This window comes from Microbacterium sp. (genome assembly GCF_051860965.1).
Classification (GTDB): Bacteria; Actinomycetota; Actinomycetes; order Actinomycetales; family Microbacteriaceae; genus Microbacterium.
The window spans coordinates 205,080-221,184 of sequence record NZ_JBIMKU010000007.1; the positions used below are offsets into that span (position 1 = coordinate 205,080).

Sequence of the window (16,105 nt, forward strand, 5' to 3'; positions counted from 1 at the left end):
TCGTTTACGAGGAAAAATAACACAGATTCAGCGTTTCATTAGAGTTTTCTCATTTTCTCCTCATGGAACGCTGAAGACGCTCGCCCGGGCGCGTCGTGCGGGCACGCCGAACGCCGCGACCCTCCGGGCGACAAGAGATCGCCGCCTCGCCGCGGTGTTCACGCCGCACCCGACGCGACCGTCGGGTCGGAGGTCAGGCGATCAGAGGTCGACGCCGACGAGCACCGGCTCCGGCTGCAGGATGAGCCCGAACTCGGATTGCACGCGCCCCTGGATGAACCGCGCGAGCTGCGCGAGCTCGGCCGCCGTCGCCCCGCCACGGTTCGTCAAGGCCAGCGCGTGCTTCGTCGACAGTCCCGCGCGGGAGGAGCGCGAGAGACGGAAGCCCTTGCCGATTCCGGCGTGCTCGATGAGCCATGCGGCGCTCACCTTGACGTCCGACTCGCGGATCTCGCGCGGGGGCACGTAGCCGTCGAACGACTCCAGCGGGATGACGACGACGGGGTCGAGCTCGGGTGTCATCGGCCACCGCGGGCACTCGGCGGGCAGGGTGCGTGCGAAGCCGGGCGAGACGATCGCGTTCTGGAAGAACGATCCCGCGCTGTAGGTGTCGGGATCGGCGTCGTCGAGCACCATGCCCTTGCGCGCACGCGTCGCGAGCACGTGGTCCCGGATCCATGCGACGCTCACGGCGTCGTGCTCACCCAGCCCGAGGGCCGATCGCAGCTGCGCGCCCGGGATCGCGCGTTCGGCGTGCCCGACCTCTTCGAGCTCGAGGGTCACCGAGAGGATGACCGCCGCGCGCGCAGGCACCGAGCCGTAGTGGTGCTTGAACACCGACGTGCGGAATCCCAGGCCGAGGTCGTCCGCACCGACCGTCGAGACCTCGCCGTCCGACTCATCGATCAGCTCCACCTCGACGAGGGTCTGCACGATCTCCTGACCGTATGCGCCGACGTTCTGCACCGGAGCGGCGCCGACCGTGCCGGGAATGCCCGACATCGCCTCGATTCCCGCGAGCCCCTCCTCGACCGCGAACGCGACGAGATCGTCCCAGCCGTGGCCCGCCTGGACGCGGAGCCGGACGTGCCCCGGCCGCGGCGACGGCATCCTCTCGATCCCCGTCGTCAGCACGCGCACGACGGTGCCGTCGAAGGGATCATCGCCGACGAACAGGTTCGATCCTCCGCCCAGCACGAGCACGGGGTCGCCCTCGCTCCAGACCTCGCGCAGCACGGCGACCAGCTCGTCGGCCGTGTGCGCGTCGATCATGCGCTGGGGAACACCGCCCGTGCGCAGGGTCGTGAGCTGCGCGAGTGGGATCGGCGTGACGTCGGGCATGCGGATCAGAGAGCGCGGACGCGCACCTGCGCCTTGCCGAGCACGGCCGTCTCGCCGAACGTGACGGTGAGGTCGATGCGGAGCGCCTGGTCGTCGACCGCGCCGACCTTTGCGACGATCGTCACGTCGGCGCCGATCTCGGGATCGACCACGACGGGGCGCGTGAAGCGCGTGCTGTAGCCCAGGATGCGTCGCGAGTCGCCGAGCCAGGGCACGATCGTCTCGACCGCCAGGCCCATCGTCAGCATGCCGTGGGCGAGGACGCCGGGGAGGCCGACCGCCTCCGCGACGTCGTCACGGTAGTGGATGGGATTGAAGTCGCCGGATGCCCCGGCATAGCGCACCAGGGACTCGCGTGTGAGGTGGACCGTGCGCTCCGCGACGATGTCTCCGACGGCGCTCATGCGTCGCCTCCGACGACGAGGACCGACGTGGCCGTCACGACGTGGTCACCCGCGGCGTCCGTGATGACGGCGTCGCTCGTGACCATCGCGTTGCCGCCGAGGGCGCGGATGGCGGACACCGTCAGGCGCGCCGTGAGCTCGTCTCCCGCCACGATCGGCCGCGTGTACGCGAAGCGCTGCTCGCCGTGGAGCACGCGCGAGAGCTCGATGCCCGAGTCGGGCTCGGCCAGGAGCTGCTGGAGCGTGAGGTCCTGGATCACCATCGCGAACGTCGGCGGCGCGACGACGTCGGCATAGCCGAGCGCCTGTGCCGCGGCGGGATCGAAGTGCTGGGGGTCATCGGCGAAGACCGCGCGCGCGAACTCGCGCACCTTCTCTCGGCCGACGAGGTAGGACGCCGTCGGCGGGAACGTACGGCCGACGAGCTCGGGGTTGACTGCCACGGGTCCGATCCTACCGGCGGGCGGATCAGCGCTTGCGGCCCCGGATCGCCCGGAGCGCCATCTGCACCGCGATGACCGTCAGGAAGACGGCGAAGAGGATGTTGCCGACGAGCGGGTCGACGATCGTCGCGATCCAGGCGCCGAGGGCCGTCGTCGTGCACGCGGCCACTCCGACGAGCGCCGCCGCGACGAGATCGACGTTCTTGCGCCGGATGTTGCCGATCGTGCCCGAGATGGCCGTGGGGATCATCATGAGCAGCGACGTGCCCTTCGCGATGAGGTCGCTCGCCCCGAAGAGCAGCATGAGCACCGGCACGACGACCACGCCGCCCCCGACGCCGAGCAGGCCCGCCAGCACGCCCGTGACGAGACCGAGTGCGATCAGTCCGAAGACGGTCGCGACCGTGACGGGAAGACCCGCGTCGCGCGACGGGACGACGATGAAGAGGCTGACGATGACGAGCGCGAGGAAGCCGACGAAGCCCCACCGCAGCGCCGTGATCGAGACCTTCGGCAGCAGCCACGTGCCGATCTGCGCGCCGATGACGGCGCCCGCCGCGAGGATGAGCGCGGGGATCCAGGCGACCGAGCCGTGCACGGCGTACGAGATGACGCCGACCGTCGCGGTCGGCACGATCGCGCCGAGCGAGACTCCCGAGGCGAGTCGCTGATCCATTCCGAGGATGAGCACGAGGAGCGGCACGATGACCGTGCCGCCGCCGACGCCGAAGAGTCCCGAGAGCAGACCCGCCGCCAGACCGATGCCCAGGCACGTGATGACGAAGCGCGCCCCGCGGGTGCGGGGGGAGGCATCCGTCCCCATCAGTCGAGCACGTCGACCGCCCAGCGGTCGCCTTCCTGCACGACCGTGTAGGTCCAGTCCACCGAGCCCGGGATGGGCTCCTCGACGAGCTGGCCCTGATCGTCGATGTACGTGACGTACGACTCGCGGGTCTCGACCGAGACGGCGCCCCCGTCTTCGGTGACATCCGTCACCGTCAGGACGTAGTCGTCGAATCCCTCGGCGAACGCCTGCGCGTTCTCGACGAAGTCGTCGCAATCGGTCAGGCCGTTGTCCTCGCGGAACCGCTGCGTCGTGGACTCGGTGAGCGCATCGCAGTCGGCGTTCTGCCAGGCCTCGTCGTACAGCTCGACGGCGGCGACCGCGGCCGTCTGCGCCTGGCCGTCGGGGGCGACCGACTCGCCGCCGGCGCTCCCCCGCGTGAGCGAGAGGAACAGCAGCGGGATGACCACCGCCGCCGCGACGACGATGCACAGCAGCACGACGCCGAGGACGACCCAGAGGATCCAGAGCTTGGACTTGGCCGGCTCCGTGGCCGCGACGAAGGCTCCGGATGCTCCGGCTCCGGGATACCCCGAGGGGTGCTCCTCCTGCAGTTCGAGCGGGATGATCTCGTCGATCGCCTCAGCCCCCGCGGCGGGCTCGGGATCGGGCGTCGCGACGTGCTCGGTCCACTGCGTGCCGTCCCACCATCGCAGCGCGCCGCGCTGATCGTCGTACCATCCGGGCGGCATCGGAGTCATGTCGCCAGCCTAGCGCCGAGCACGCCCCCGCCCCCCGAGGGGAGCATGCTCAGCGAGCGCTGAACGCGGCGTCGAACGCGGCATCCGGAGCGTCGAACGCGTTCCGCTTGACGAATGCGAGGGCATCCGGTGCGCCGAGGAGGCGGTCCATCCCCGCGTCCTCCCATTCGACCGAGATCGGGCCGTCGTAGCCGATCTGGTTGAGCGCGCGGAAGGAGGCCTCCCACGGCACGTCGCCGCGACCGGTCGAGACGAAGTCCCATCCGCGGCGCAGATCGGCCCACGCGAGGTGCGAGCCGAGCCGGCCGTTGCGACCGTTGCCGAGATTGAGCTTCACGTCCTTGCAGTCCACGTGGTAGATCCGGTCGGGGAACTCGAGGATGAAGTCGACCGGGTTCAGCTGCTGCCAGATGAAGTGCGACGGGTCCCAGTTGAGGCCGAACGCCTCGCGGTGGCCGATCGCCTCGAGCGTGCGCACCGTCGTCCAGTAGTCGTACGCGATCTCGGACGGGTGCACTTCGTGCGCGAACCGCACACCGACCTCGTCGAAGACGTCGAGGATCGGATTCCACCGGTCGGCGAAATCTCGGTACCCCGCGTCGATGGCCTCCTGCGAGACGGGCGGGAACATCGCGACGTACTTCCAGATGGATGACCCGGTGAACCCGACGACGGTCTTCACCCCGAGCTTGGCCGCCAGGCGGGCGGTGTTCTTCATCTCCTCGGCCGCGCGCTGCCGCACGCCCTCGGGGTCCCCGTCGCCCCACACCACGTCCGGAAGGATGTCGCGGTGACGCTGATCGATGGGGTCGTCGCAGACCGCCTGGCCCTTGAGGTGGTTGGAGATCGTCCACACCTTGAGTCCGTACTTCTCCAGCAGCTCGAGCTTCCCCTCGGCGTAGCCGGGCTCATCCCAGCGCCACGGGTCGAGATGGTCGCCCCAGCAGGCGAGCTCGAGGCCGTCGTATCCCCACTCCGAAGCGAGGCGGGCGACCTCTTCGAACGGCAGATCCGCCCACTGGCCGGTGAACAAGGTGATGGGTCGCGTCATCGCGAGGCCTTCCTTCGTTGAGTGCTGATTCAGTCTTCCGTCGGTGTCCAGGCGCTGCCGGACGCCGACGATCGCTCGACCGCATCCAGCACGCGCTGCACGTGCAGACCGTCGTCGAACGACGGACGCGGCTGCGAGCCGTCCGCGATGGCCGTGACGAAGTCGAACACCTGGTGCGAGAAGCCGTGCTCGTAGCCGAGCATGTGACCTGTCGGCCACCACGGCGCGAGATAGGGGTGATCGTGCTCGGTGACGAGGATGCGGCGGAAGCCGAGCTCCGTCTCGGGCTGCGTCGCGTCGTAGTACTCGAGCTCGTTCAAGCGCTCGAGGTCGAAGGCGATCGCGCCCGTCGAGCCGGAGATCTCGATCCGCAGCGCGTTCTTGCGTCCCGTGCGGAAGCGCGTCGCCTCGAACGACGCCAGGGCCCCGCCGCTCAGACGCCCGGTGAAGAGGGCGATGTCGTCGACGGTCACGGCTCCGCGTTCGGTCGAAGCCGTGCCCGAGAGCCCCTGGCCTTCCCCGAGCAGCGGACGCTCCTTCACGAGGGTCTCGATGATCCCCGACACCGTCGTCACGCGCTGGCCGGTGATGTACTCGGTCAGATCGATCGCGTGGGCGCCGATGTCTCCGAGCGCTCCGGAACCGGCACGGTCCTTCTGCATGCGCCACGTGAGCGGTGCCTCGGCATCCATCAGCCAGTCCTGCAGGTACTCGGCCCGCACCTGGCGGACGTCGCCGATGCGACCGGCGGCGACGAGATCGCGCGCGAAGGTCGTGGCGGGCACGCGTCGATACGTGAACCCGACCATCGAGCGCACGCCCGCGGCCGCGGCCCGATCAGCGGCGGCGGTCATCGCCTCGGCCTCGGCCACGGTGTTCGCGAGCGGCTTCTCGCACAGCACGTGCTTGCCGGCCGCGAGGGCGGCGAGCGCGATCTCGGCGTGCGTGTCGCCCGGTGTGACGATGTCGACGATGTCGATGTCGTCGCGTGCGATGACCTCGCGCCAGTCGGTCGCGGCCTCGGCCCAGCCCCACTTGAGGGCAGATGCCTGGGTCTTCGCGGCATCGCGGCCGACGACGACGGTCATCTCGGGCTCGAGAGCTCCGCCCCGCCGACCCGGACCGCGCCGCCATCACCCTGTCGGGCGGCAATCAGCAGAAGATCCTGCTCGCGCGGTGGCTCGTGCACGGCACCCGCGTGCTCCTGCTCGACGAGCCGACGCGCGGTGTCGACGTCGGTGCCCGCGCAGAGATCTACGCGCTCATCCGCGGGCTCGCCGCCGCGGGCAACGCGGTCGTGGTGATCTCGAGCGAGATCGAAGAGGTCCTCGGCCTCGCCGACAACGTCCTCGTGGTCTCGGACGGACGCATCCTGACCACCCTTCCCGCCTCCCAGATCGACGAGCACGGTGTGCTCGACCTCGTCATGAAAGGAACCGCCGCGTGAGCGAGCAGACCACCCCCAGGGGCGACGTCGCCCCCGCGAACGGCGCACCCCTCGCCTCTTCGACCGCCACCGAGAGCGGATTCCGCCGCTTCCTGTCGGGCTCCGTGGGCCGCAACCTCGGCCTCGTCGCGGCCCTGCTGGTGCTCGTGATCGCCGGTGCCATCACGGCGCCCGACACGTTCCTCACCACGAGCAACATGCTGACGATCCTTCGCGCGGCCTCGATCCTCGGCGTCGTGTCGATCGGAATGACGCTCGTCATCACGGCGGGCGGCATCGACCTGTCGGTCGGCTCCCTCATCGGACTCGCATCGGTCGTCGCGACGCTCGCGGCGATCCAGGACCTCGCCGACCAGCTGCACTGGATCGTGATGGTCGTCCTGGCCCTCGCGGTCGGCGTCGGCGCCGGGCTCGTCAACGGCATCGTGATCGCGTACGGCAAGGTGGTCGCATTCATGGCGACGCTCGCGATGCTCGTCGCCGCCCGTGGTCTCGCCGAGATCCTCGCGGAACGCCGCACCCTCCAGGTCGGCAACCGCGACTTCATCACCTTCATGAACCTCGACATCATCGGCGTCGACATGCTGATCTGGATCTTCGCGATCGTCGCCGCCCTCGGGTGGGTCGTTCTGAACCGGACGACGTTCGGCCGCCGCACCGTCGCCATCGGAGGCAACCGAGAGGCCGCGCGCCTCGCCGGCATCAACGTCAAGCGCCACATCATGTGGCTCTACGCGATCTCGGGCCTGACCGCCGGCATCGCCGCTGTCATGTACCTCGGCCGCACGACCGCGGGCACCTCGACGCACGGCACCCTGCTCGAGCTCGATGCGATCGCCGCCGTCGTCGTGGGTGGAACGCTCCTCGCGGGTGGCCGCGGGACGGTGACCGGCACCGTGTTCGGCGTGCTGATCTTCACGACGCTCACCAACGTCTTCGTGCAGAACAACCTGAACTCCTCCGTGCAGGCCGTGGTGAAGGGCGTGATCATCGTGGTCGCCGTCCTGCTGCAGCAGCGGTTCGCGAGGCCCACCGGCAGAGGATGATGTTCCGCGGGCGCGGCGGTGACGATGCGTCATCGCCGCGCCCGCGGCATCCCGTTTCAGAAGTCCGTCATCTTCTGATCGGCGAACCGGCGAGAAATAGACTGAGGTGTGGGAATCGTGAGCATCGAATCGCCGAATGGGGCAGCCGGGGTGACCCAGCTCTTCCAGCTTCTGCGTGACGGCGTGCCGCGCACGCGCGCCGAGCTCGCGAAGTCGACCGGCCTCGCGCGCTCGACGATCGCCGCGCGCGTCGACGAGCTCATGCGCCTGGGCCTCATCACGCCGATCGCAGAGACCGTGTCGACCGGCGGTCGCCCCCCGTCGATGTTCGCCCTGAACCCGAGCGCCCGGCTCGTGCTGGCAGCCGACATCGGCGCGTCGCACGCGACTCTCGCCGTCACCGATCTGGCGGGCGCCGTGATCGCCGACCGCAGCGAGCCGCTCGACGTGCGCCTCGGACCCGAGCTCGTCCTCACGTGGATGGTCGAGAACGCCGAGGGCCTCCTGGCGTCCATCGGCCGCTCGAGCCGCGACCTCGCCGCGATCGGCGTGGGCATCCCCGGTCCCGTCGAGCACTCGACCGGGCAGCCGGTGAATCCCCCGATCATGCCCGGGTGGGATCGCTTCGACGTGCCGGGGTGGGTGCGCCAGCACCTCGACGTGCCCGTCCTCGTCGACAACGACGTCAACATCATGGCGCTCGGCGAGCGCGCGCTCGCCTACCCCGGCGTCGAGCACCTCATGTTCGTGAAGATCGCGACGGGCATCGGCGCCGGCGTGATCTCGGGCGGCGCCCTGCAGCGGGGCGCACAGGGCATTGCGGGCGACATCGGCCACGTGCGCGTCGCGAGGGGCGCCGGCGTGCCGTGCCATTGCGGCAACACGGGATGCCTCGAGGCCCTCGCCTCGGGGCCGGCGATCGCCCGTGCGCTGCGCGCGCAGGGTGTCGCCGCCGAGAGCGGCAGCGACGTCATCGACCTCGTCAAGCGCGGCAACATCGACGCGATCCAGGCCGTCCGCCAGGCGGGTCGCGACATCGGCGAAGTGCTCACGGCCTGCGTGAGCCTGATCAACCCGTCGGTCATCGCGATCGGCGGGTCGATGGCCCGCGTCGGCGAGCATCTCATCGCCGGCGTGCGCGAAGTCGTCTACACGCGATCGATCCCGCTCGCGACCGAGCACCTCGCCATCGTGCAGTCGGCCGCGGCACAGAACGCCGCCGTGCTCGGGGCCAGCATGCTCGCGATCGAGCACGCGCTCTCGCCCGAGTCGCTCACGGCGCTCGTCACCGCGTAGCCCCAGAGGGCGGCCCGCTCACAGGGCGCTCCTAACGGTCATCGATAGCGTCGAGGGCATGGCGGATGCACGAACCCTCTCGGTCGACGACAGCGTCTCGTACTCGGCGGGTGAGCTCCGGGCCATGCGCGACGAGTTCCAGCGCTTCCTCCTCGAGTACCAGTTCGGGCTGCGCGAGGTCGAGACCAAGATCGCGATCCTGCAGGACGAGTTCCAGCTCATGCACGACTACAACCCGATCGAGCACGTGACGAGCCGCGTGAAGTCGCCCGACAGCATCGTCGACAAGGTCGGCAGGAAGGGCATCGAGGCGGACTTCGAGAGCATCCGTGCGGGGATCACCGACATCGCCGGCGTGCGCGTGACCTGCAGCTTCGTGCGCGACGCCTACCGCCTGTTCGATCTGCTCACTCAGCAGGACGACATCCGCGTCCTCGCGGTGAAGGACTACATCGCCGAGCCCAAGGCCAACGGCTACAAGAGCCTGCACGCGATCGTCGAGGTGCCCGTCTTCCTCTCGACGGGTCGGGTGGAGGTTCCCGTCGAGGTCCAGTTCCGCACCATCGCGATGGACTTCTGGGCGAGCCTCGAGCACAAGATCTACTACAAGTACGACAGCCAGGTGCCCGGGGAGCTTCTGGCCGAGCTCACCGCCGCGGCCGAGACGGCGGCCGAGCTCGACGTCAAGATGGAGCGCCTGCACCGCGAGCTGCACGGAGACGACTGGCGCACACCGCGCGGGCGCACGGCATCCCTCACCTGAGCATCAGTCGACGCCGCGTTCGTGGATGTCGGAGCTGCGCGTCGCTCCGTTGAGCTCGAGATAGAGGTGCCGCTCGGTGACCGAGACCGTCATCGTGTTGCGCCGCTCGATGAGCTCGGCGGCATCTTCGACGAACCCGGGGTCGAAGCTGTAGAGCGCGATCGCGTCCGCCCGATGGATGCGCTTGCCCGTCCATGCGGCGGCGACCTTGACGGGATCGCGATGCGTGTAGACGACGGTCCGATCCGCCTGACGGCTGCCGAGGTGCAGGCGCTCGGCGTCCGGCGCGCCGACTTCGATCCACGCCGTCAGGCTGCCGGTGAGGTCGCGAACGAGGACGGCGGGTTCGTCGGTCGCTGAGATCCCCTCGCTGAAGGCGATGCCCTCCGTGTACTCGAGGCAGTAGGCGAGCACACGCGTCAGCATGAACGCACCCGTTTCGGATGGATGCCTCGCGACCCGCAGCGAGAGCTCGTCGTAGACGCCCCGATCGACGTCGGCCAGCTGCACCTCGAACGTGTGGATCGTCGCGCCGGCTGCCATGGGTGACGAGCCTACGGCAAGGGCACCTCGGCCGCCGTCTTGGCGTACTCGCGCTGCAGCCACGCTCCGAACAGCCGCAGATCGAGGCAGGAGTTCAGGTCGCGGCACTTCGCCGTCACGGGATCCTGGATCGCGTAGGCCGAGAATGCCGCGACCTTCGCGGCGAGGACGTCGCCCTCGACGTTCACGGGATATCCCGAGGTCTGGTAGCCGATCGCGTACGTGACGAGCGCGGGATCGATGCCCATGCTCCGCCACGAGGCGCGGGCGAACGAGGCGACCGTCTGGTGGTCGGAGTGGTCTCCGCTCGCGAGGTCGCTCGCTTCGTGCGGCATGCCCGTGAGGATCTGGGTCGGGCGGTGCTCACTCAGGATCTCGATGAGCGAATGCGTGATCTGGTCCTTCGTGAGCTCTTCCGGGCCGTCGACGTCGCGCACGGTCGGGATCGTGCCGGCTGCCAGCTTCGCGAGGCTCTCGTATCCCATGCTCGCGAAGCCGCTGCCGTCGATGTTCCCGTCGACGAGTCGGAACGAGAGCAGTGTCAGCTCCGGGAGGCCGGCCGGCCGCCACTCTTCGACCGTGACACCGGTACGCAGCGTGTCGGTCGACTCCTTCCACTGCCCGTCGAGGCCTCGCAGGGTGTCGTAGGCGTTGCGGATGCCGAGCTCGCGCCCCTGGGAGTACTCGACGCCGCGCCCGGCATCGCCCGCCGAGAGGTACGCGACCGTGACGCACATGCCCTGGTCCAGCGCATCGTTGACGCGTTGGTGGCCGAAGATGAGGTCGTCGTCGTAGTGCGCCCAGATCGCGACGAGGGTGCCCTTCTCGCACAGATGGTGGACGGGCATGTCCTCGGGATCGTACTCGGGCTCGACGAGCGCGACGGGTCCGTGCGTCACGACGGTGGCGGACGGAGTCGGCGACGGGGTGCCCGCGCCCGCGAAGAGGTTGCTCTCGAACGTCGCGCAGCCGCTGAGGGCGACGAGCATGCCCGCGATCAGGAGCGCGGCTCCCCTGCGACCGAATCTTGCCTGCATCGACGTTCTCCCTTGATATCGCGCCGGTGTCGACATGATCCTGCCAGCCCGCGGTACCCCCTGCCACTGTGAGAAATCACCAGTTCGAGGTCGGTGCGGGGACGGAAACTCCGCAGTATGCCTCGCTTTGAGACTCGGTTCCAAGTACTCTGAGTCTGAGTTTCATTCCGCTCCACCCCGTGAGGTTTCACCATGGCCGCAGAATCCGCCTACAAGGCGCCCGTCGAAGACTACGAATTCCTGTTCGGCGAGGCTTTCGGGATCGACCTCGTCGCGCGCGCGACCGATGGCGAGATGAGCGCCTCGGACGGCGTCGACATCGTCGAGGCCGCGGGCGACTTCGCATCGTCGGTGCTCGCACCGCTCCAGACGGTCGGCGACCGCGAGGGCGCGCAGCTCGTCGACGGATCCGTGCGGCTTCCCGCAGGCTTCGCCGAGGCGTATCAGTCGTTCGTCGAGAGCGGCTGGGTCACCGCCGAGGCCCCGGTCTCGGCGGGTGGCGACGGACTGCCCGGCGCGATCCGCGCGGGCCTCGGCGAGATCTGGAACGGCTCGAATGCGGCCTTCGCTCTCTGCTGGCTGCTGACCGCGGGCCAGATCCACGCCCTCGACGCCGTCGCATCCGACGAGCTCCGCAAGGTCTATCTCGAGAAGCTCGTCTCGGGCGAGTGGACCGGCACGATGAACCTCACCGAACCCGACGCGGGCACCGACCTCGGTGCGATCCGCACGATCGCGACTCCCCGCGAGGACGGCTCGTGGTCGCTGCGCGGCCAGAAGATCTTCATCACGTGGGGCGACCACGACGTCGCCGAGAACATCGTCCACCTCGTGCTCGCGCGCACGCCCGACGCACCGGCGGGCGCGAAGGGCCTCTCGCTCTTCGTCGTTCCGAAGTTCCTCGTAGGCGTCGACGGCTCACTCGGCGAGCGCAACGGCGTCACGACCGTCGCCGTCGAGCACAAGCTGGGCATCCACGGCAGCCCGACGTGCGTCCTGTCGTACGAGGATGCGACCGGCTACCTCGCGGGTGAGCTGCACGGGGGCCTCGCCGGCATGTTCGTCATGATGAACTCGGCCCGCGCCGGCATGGGCTTCCAGGCCACCGGCATCTCCGACAGCGCGCTGCAGCAGGCGACCGCCTACGCCGCGGATCGCGTGCAGGGCGGCGTGATCGGCCGCGACTCGGGGGCGACCATCGCCGAGCATCCCGATGTCCGCCGTCTCCTGCTCTCGATGTCGAGCGAGGTGTTCGCGATGCGCGCGCTCGGGGTGTACGCCGCCGACCTGCTCGACCGCGCCGAGAGCGACGAGAGCCTCGCCGCGCTCGCCGAGTTCTTCGTGCCGATCCTCAAGGGCTGGACGACCGAGGACGCCGTGCAGGTCACGAGTGACGCGATCCAGGTGCACGGCGGCATGGGCTTCATCGAAGAGACCGGCGTCGCGCAGCACTATCGCGACGCGCGGATCATGACCATCTACGAGGGCACCACGGCGATCCAGTCGAACGACCTCGTCGGCCGCAAGGTGCTCCGCAACGGCGGCGCCACAGTCGAGCTCCTCCTCGCCGACATCGAGAAGACGATCGATGCGCTGCGCGCGCAGAGCGATGCCGTCGCCGTCCGCACAGCGGATCGCCTCGAGCGAGCGATCGCCGCGACGCGCCGCGCGACGACCGATCTGCTCGGCTTCGCATCCTCACCGCGCGACGCCTACGCCGTGAGCGTTCCGTACCTCATGCTGCTCGGCACGCTGGCGGGCGGGTGGATGCACGCCCTCGCCGTGCGGGCCGTGCTCGCACACGACGCGCTGTCCGCGCGCGATCGTGAACGGCTGACGATCGCGGACTTCTACGGTGCCCACCACCTGCCGAGGGTCGCGGCTCTCGCCGACACCGTCGCGGGCGGCGAGATCGCCTGATCAGCGTGCGGTGAAGCCGTATCGGCTGGAAGGCCGAGACCTCGGGCATCCATCGCGTCGCGACGAAGGCCGCACCCGCACCCTGTGGCGCGGCCGCGATGCTGACCGTCAGATCAGCGCGAGTCCGTGGCTGCCGGCCATGGGCGTGGTGGACCGGTCGCGCGGCGTCAGCGCGATCAGGCTGATGACGGTGGTAAGGAGCACGGCGACGATCGAGAGCGATGAGGTGGAGCGAGTGCGAGCAGACATGGCGATCACCTTTCAGGCGAGACGGTGGAGCCGCTCAGAGCGAGCGGGCGGGCGTTTCGTGAGATCTGGCGTCGTGGTGCGGGTGGATCCGCTCCCCAGAACGAACCACCCGACCCGACGACCTTCGGCGAAACTCCCCAGTTCACCGTGATGCGTCCTCGGCCGGAATTCCCCCCGGATTCCCCCAGCGGCCTCGCACGACATCTTCCCTGCAGTTCGTCGCTTTCGGCGACAAGAGAGACGTTACCGCCCCTCGTGGCGCTTTCGAGGTCGATTGATTCGATCTTTGGGCAGTCTTGAGGGACGGTGCCGAACCTCAGGATGAGGGGTCGATTCAGAGCCCGACCATCCTCATTCCCGCCTCGTCGTAGCGGTCGCCGGCGACGCCGAACCGTTGCGTCAGAGCGCTCAGCTCCGCGATGTCGTCGGCCGACAGCCCGACCGTCGTCGAGCCCGCGTTCTCGTCGATCCGCTCGCGACGACGCGTGCCCGGGATGGGGACGATGAAGGGATGCTGCGCCAGCAGCCAGGCGAGGGCGACCTGACCCGGAGTCGCTCCCTTCGACGCGGCGAGGGCGCTCACGTGGTCGATGAGCCCCTGATTCGCCGCGAGGTTCTCGGCCTCGAAGCGGGGGACCCGCCCGCGGATCTCGTCCGGGCCGAACGTCGCGTCGGCCGACACCGACCCCGTGAAGAAGCCCTTGCCGAGCGGGCTGAACGGCACGAAGCCGATCCCGAGCTCGGCGCACACCGGGAGGACCTCGGCCTCGGGGTCCCTCGTCCACAGCGAGTACTCGCTCTGCACCGCGGTCACCGGGTGGACAGCGTGGGCGCGGCGGATCGTGTCGGCGCCCGCCTCGGAGAGCCCGAAGTGCTTCACCTTGCCCTCGTCGATCAGTTCGCCGACGGTCCCCGCGACGTCCTCGATCGGCACGGACGGGTCGACGCGGTGCTGATAGAAGAGATCGATCGCATCGACGCCCAGGCGCTGCAGCGAACCCTCGGCCACGCGGCGGATCTGCTCGGGCCGCGAATCGACGCCCTGCATCCGTCCGTCGACGATGTTCCAGCCGAACTTCGTCGCCACCACGACGCGATCGCGGATCGGGGCGATCGCCTCGCCCACGAGGACCTCGTTGTCGTACGGACCGTAGACCTCCGCCGTGTCGATGAGGCTGATGCCGTGTTCGACGGCATAGCGCAGGACGCCGATCATGTCGTCGCGGTCGCCCGGGTTCGGGCCGTAGCTCATCGACATCCCCATCGCGCCGATGCCGACGGACGAGACCTCGAGACCCTGGCCCAGTGTGCGCGTGTGCATGATTCGTCGCCTTTCGTCAGCGTGGCGGGTGGATGCCTCCATCCCACCGCATCGGACGTCGGCGCGGGAGTGCCTGGTGAGCCGGGTTCGGCCAGAACCCCTCAGCGCCGGCGCGTGGGGCCATCGAGACGGGTGGGGATGCCGCGGCATCGCCCACCCGTCACGTCACGCCGCGAACGGGATCGCGCCGACGAGCACCCCCACTGCCAGCATCGCGAGCGAGACGACCGTCGCGCGCCAGAGCACCTTCTTATGGTGGTCGCCGAGGTTGACGCCGGCGAGCGAGACGAGGAGCAGGATCGCCGGGACGAGAGGGCTCTGCAGGTGCACAGGCTGCCCCGTGATGGAGGCGCGCGCCATCTCGACCGGTTCGATGCCGTAGGTCGCGGCACTCTCGGCGAGGATCGGCAGGATGCCGAAGTAGAACGCGTCGTTGGACATGAAGAATGTGAACGGGATCGACAGGATGCCGGTGATCACGGCGAGGAACGGTCCCATGGACGAGGGGATGACCGTCGTGATCCAGGACGCCATCGCATCGACCATCCCCGTGCCGTTGAGCACGCCGACGAGGACGCCCGCGGCGAGCACCATCGAGACCACGCCGACGATCGAGGGCGCGTGGGCGACGATCTCGTCGGCCTGGCTCTTGAGCTTCGTGAAGTTGACGACCAGCGCGACCGCGGCACCCACCATGAAGACGTACGGCAGCGGGAAGAGATCGAGCACGAGCAGCACCATGACCGCGAGCGTCAGGGCGAGGTTGAACCAGATGAGCTTCGGTCGCAGGGTCGCGCGGTTCGGGTCGAGCATCGTGTCGGCCATCGCGGTGTCGCCGGTGTCGACGAGCGACTCGACCGCGACGCGGCCGCGGGTGCCGTTGACCGTCACGATGTTGCCGGTGCGCAGGCTGGCACGGGCGCCGGGCTTCGCGTCGGAGCCGCGGAAGATCCGCGGGCCGCGCAGGCCGCCCTCGGCCGCCGTCGCGTCGAGCTTCGAGGTGTCGATCGATCCCGCGAGACGCCGGCGCTCCGAGAGACCGAGGAACCACGCGAAGGCCAGCGCGATGACGAGTCCCGCGGCGAGCGAGGGCAGCATCGGGACGAAGATGTCGGTCGGCTCGAGTCCCAGCGCCGTCGCGGCCCGCACGGTCGGACCGCCCCACGGGACGATGTTGAGCGTGCCGTTCATGAGACCCGCGACGCACGTGAGGACGACGGGACTCATGCCCAGGCGCAGATAGATCGGGAGCATGGCCGAGGTCGTGATGATGAAGGTCGTCGACCCGTCGCCGTCGAGCGAGACCGCACCGGCGAGGATCGCCGTGCCGAGGACGACCTTGGCCGGGTCGTCGCCGAGCAGACGAGTGATGAGCCGGATCAGCGGATCGAAGAGGCCGACGTCGATCATGATGCCGAAGTACATGATCGCGAACATCAGCAGCGCCGCCGTGGGCGCCATCGTGCCGATCGCGTCGATGATCATGTCGCCGAGCCCGAGCCCGGCCCCCGCGAACAGGCCGAAGATCGTCGGCACGAGGATGAGGGCGACCATCGGCGTGAGCCGCCGCGTCATGATCAGCACCATGAAGGTCAGCACCATCGTGAACCCGAGGATGACGAGCACGCCCTCGGACGGCACGAATGCCGTGTCGTAGCCCTCATCCGCCGCTGCTGCGATCGTGAGAGTCATCGCATCC

15 protein-coding genes and 2 pseudogenes are annotated in these 16,105 nt (G+C 69.2%); 5 read left to right on the forward strand and 12 right to left on the reverse strand.

The window, feature by feature from the left end; genetic code table 11:
- Positions 1-201 precede the first annotated feature (201 nt).
- From ACTIFV_RS14805 to ACTIFV_RS14835, 7 genes and pseudogenes are all read right to left on the reverse strand, one after another.
- Positions 202-1,341 carry a UDP-N-acetylmuramate dehydrogenase gene (locus ACTIFV_RS14805; RefSeq protein WP_439593562.1) on the reverse strand — a complete coding sequence of 380 codons (1,140 nt, stop codon included), beginning with the start codon at positions 1,339-1,341 and terminating at the stop codon, positions 202-204.
- A gap of 5 nt (positions 1,342-1,346) precedes the next feature.
- Positions 1,347-1,745 (reverse strand): MaoC/PaaZ C-terminal domain-containing protein, encoded by a 399-nt coding sequence (locus tag ACTIFV_RS14810; protein WP_439593563.1) that lies wholly within the window; start codon positions 1,743-1,745, stop codon positions 1,347-1,349.
- Positions 1,742-2,188, reverse strand: coding sequence for an FAS1-like dehydratase domain-containing protein (locus tag ACTIFV_RS14815; RefSeq protein WP_439593564.1), 447 nt, complete (start codon positions 2,186-2,188; stop codon positions 1,742-1,744). The genes ACTIFV_RS14810 and ACTIFV_RS14815 overlap by 4 nt, the downstream gene beginning before the upstream one ends.
- A gap of 25 nt (positions 2,189-2,213) precedes the next feature.
- Positions 2,214-3,011, reverse strand: coding sequence for a sulfite exporter TauE/SafE family protein (locus tag ACTIFV_RS14820; protein WP_439593565.1), 798 nt, complete (start codon positions 3,009-3,011; stop codon positions 2,214-2,216).
- Positions 3,011-3,733, reverse strand: coding sequence for a DUF2510 domain-containing protein (locus tag ACTIFV_RS14825; RefSeq protein ID WP_439593566.1), 723 nt, complete (start codon positions 3,731-3,733; stop codon positions 3,011-3,013). The genes ACTIFV_RS14820 and ACTIFV_RS14825 overlap by 1 nt, the downstream gene beginning before the upstream one ends.
- Positions 3,734-3,782: 49 nt before the next feature.
- A complete protein-coding gene (locus tag ACTIFV_RS14830) occupies positions 3,783-4,784 on the reverse strand; it encodes a sugar phosphate isomerase/epimerase family protein (RefSeq protein ID WP_439593567.1) in 1,002 nt (333 codons plus the stop codon).
- A 29-nt stretch (positions 4,785-4,813) separates the two neighbouring features.
- Positions 4,814-5,884: pseudogene (locus ACTIFV_RS14835) on the reverse strand (Gfo/Idh/MocA family protein); the annotation flags it as partial.
- On the opposite strand from ACTIFV_RS14835, the pseudogene ACTIFV_RS14840 reads away from it, so the two are divergent.
- The 4 genes and pseudogenes from ACTIFV_RS14840 to ACTIFV_RS14855 form a co-directional block, all read left to right on the forward strand.
- Positions 5,878-6,231 (forward strand): annotated as a pseudogene (locus ACTIFV_RS14840) (ATP-binding cassette domain-containing protein); the annotation flags it as partial. The pseudogenes ACTIFV_RS14835 and ACTIFV_RS14840 sit on opposite strands and share 7 nt — an antisense overlap.
- Entirely contained in the window at positions 6,228-7,277 is a 1,050-nt protein-coding gene (locus ACTIFV_RS14845; RefSeq protein ID WP_439593568.1) for an ABC transporter permease, read from the forward strand. The pseudogene ACTIFV_RS14840 and the gene ACTIFV_RS14845, both read left to right, overlap by 4 nt.
- Positions 7,278-7,394: 117 nt before the next feature.
- Positions 7,395-8,573: an ROK family protein gene (locus tag ACTIFV_RS14850; RefSeq protein ID WP_439593569.1), complete on the forward strand. Its 1,179-nt coding sequence runs from the start codon at positions 7,395-7,397 to the stop codon at positions 8,571-8,573.
- A gap of 58 nt (positions 8,574-8,631) precedes the next feature.
- The gene (locus ACTIFV_RS14855) at positions 8,632-9,336 is read left to right on the forward strand and encodes a GTP pyrophosphokinase (RefSeq protein ID WP_439593570.1); all 705 of its coding nucleotides are present in this window, start codon (positions 8,632-8,634) and stop codon (positions 9,334-9,336) included.
- Between the two features lie 3 nt (positions 9,337-9,339).
- On the opposite strand, the gene ACTIFV_RS14860 is transcribed toward ACTIFV_RS14855, so the two are convergent.
- Together ACTIFV_RS14860 and ACTIFV_RS14865 are read right to left on the reverse strand one after the other, a co-directional pair.
- Positions 9,340-9,879: a YaeQ family protein gene (locus ACTIFV_RS14860; RefSeq protein ID WP_439593571.1), complete on the reverse strand. Its 540-nt coding sequence runs from the start codon at positions 9,877-9,879 to the stop codon at positions 9,340-9,342.
- Between the two features lie 11 nt (positions 9,880-9,890).
- Positions 9,891-10,916: a PIG-L deacetylase family protein gene (locus tag ACTIFV_RS14865; protein WP_439593572.1), complete on the reverse strand. Its 1,026-nt coding sequence runs from the start codon at positions 10,914-10,916 to the stop codon at positions 9,891-9,893.
- Between the two features lie 192 nt (positions 10,917-11,108).
- On the opposite strand from ACTIFV_RS14865, the gene ACTIFV_RS14870 reads away from it, so the two are divergent.
- Positions 11,109-12,836 (forward strand): acyl-CoA dehydrogenase, encoded by a 1,728-nt coding sequence (locus ACTIFV_RS14870; protein WP_439593573.1) that lies wholly within the window; start codon positions 11,109-11,111, stop codon positions 12,834-12,836.
- A gap of 108 nt (positions 12,837-12,944) precedes the next feature.
- Here ACTIFV_RS14870 and ACTIFV_RS14875 read toward each other — a convergent pair whose 3' ends face one another.
- The 3 genes from ACTIFV_RS14875 to ACTIFV_RS14885 all read right to left on the reverse strand — a co-directional run bounded on the left by ACTIFV_RS14875 (position 12,945) and on the right by ACTIFV_RS14885 (position 16,098).
- Positions 12,945-13,085 carry a hypothetical protein gene (locus ACTIFV_RS14875; RefSeq protein WP_439593574.1) on the reverse strand — a complete coding sequence of 47 codons (141 nt, stop codon included), beginning with the start codon at positions 13,083-13,085 and terminating at the stop codon, positions 12,945-12,947.
- A gap of 334 nt (positions 13,086-13,419) precedes the next feature.
- On the reverse strand, positions 13,420-14,406 hold the full coding sequence (locus ACTIFV_RS14880; RefSeq protein ID WP_439593575.1) for an aldo/keto reductase: 987 nt from the start codon (positions 14,404-14,406) through the stop codon (positions 13,420-13,422).
- Positions 14,407-14,571: 165 nt separating this feature from the next.
- Entirely contained in the window at positions 14,572-16,098 is a 1,527-nt protein-coding gene (locus ACTIFV_RS14885; protein WP_439593617.1) for a CitMHS family transporter, read from the reverse strand.
- Between the last annotated feature and the right edge of the window lie 7 nt (positions 16,099-16,105).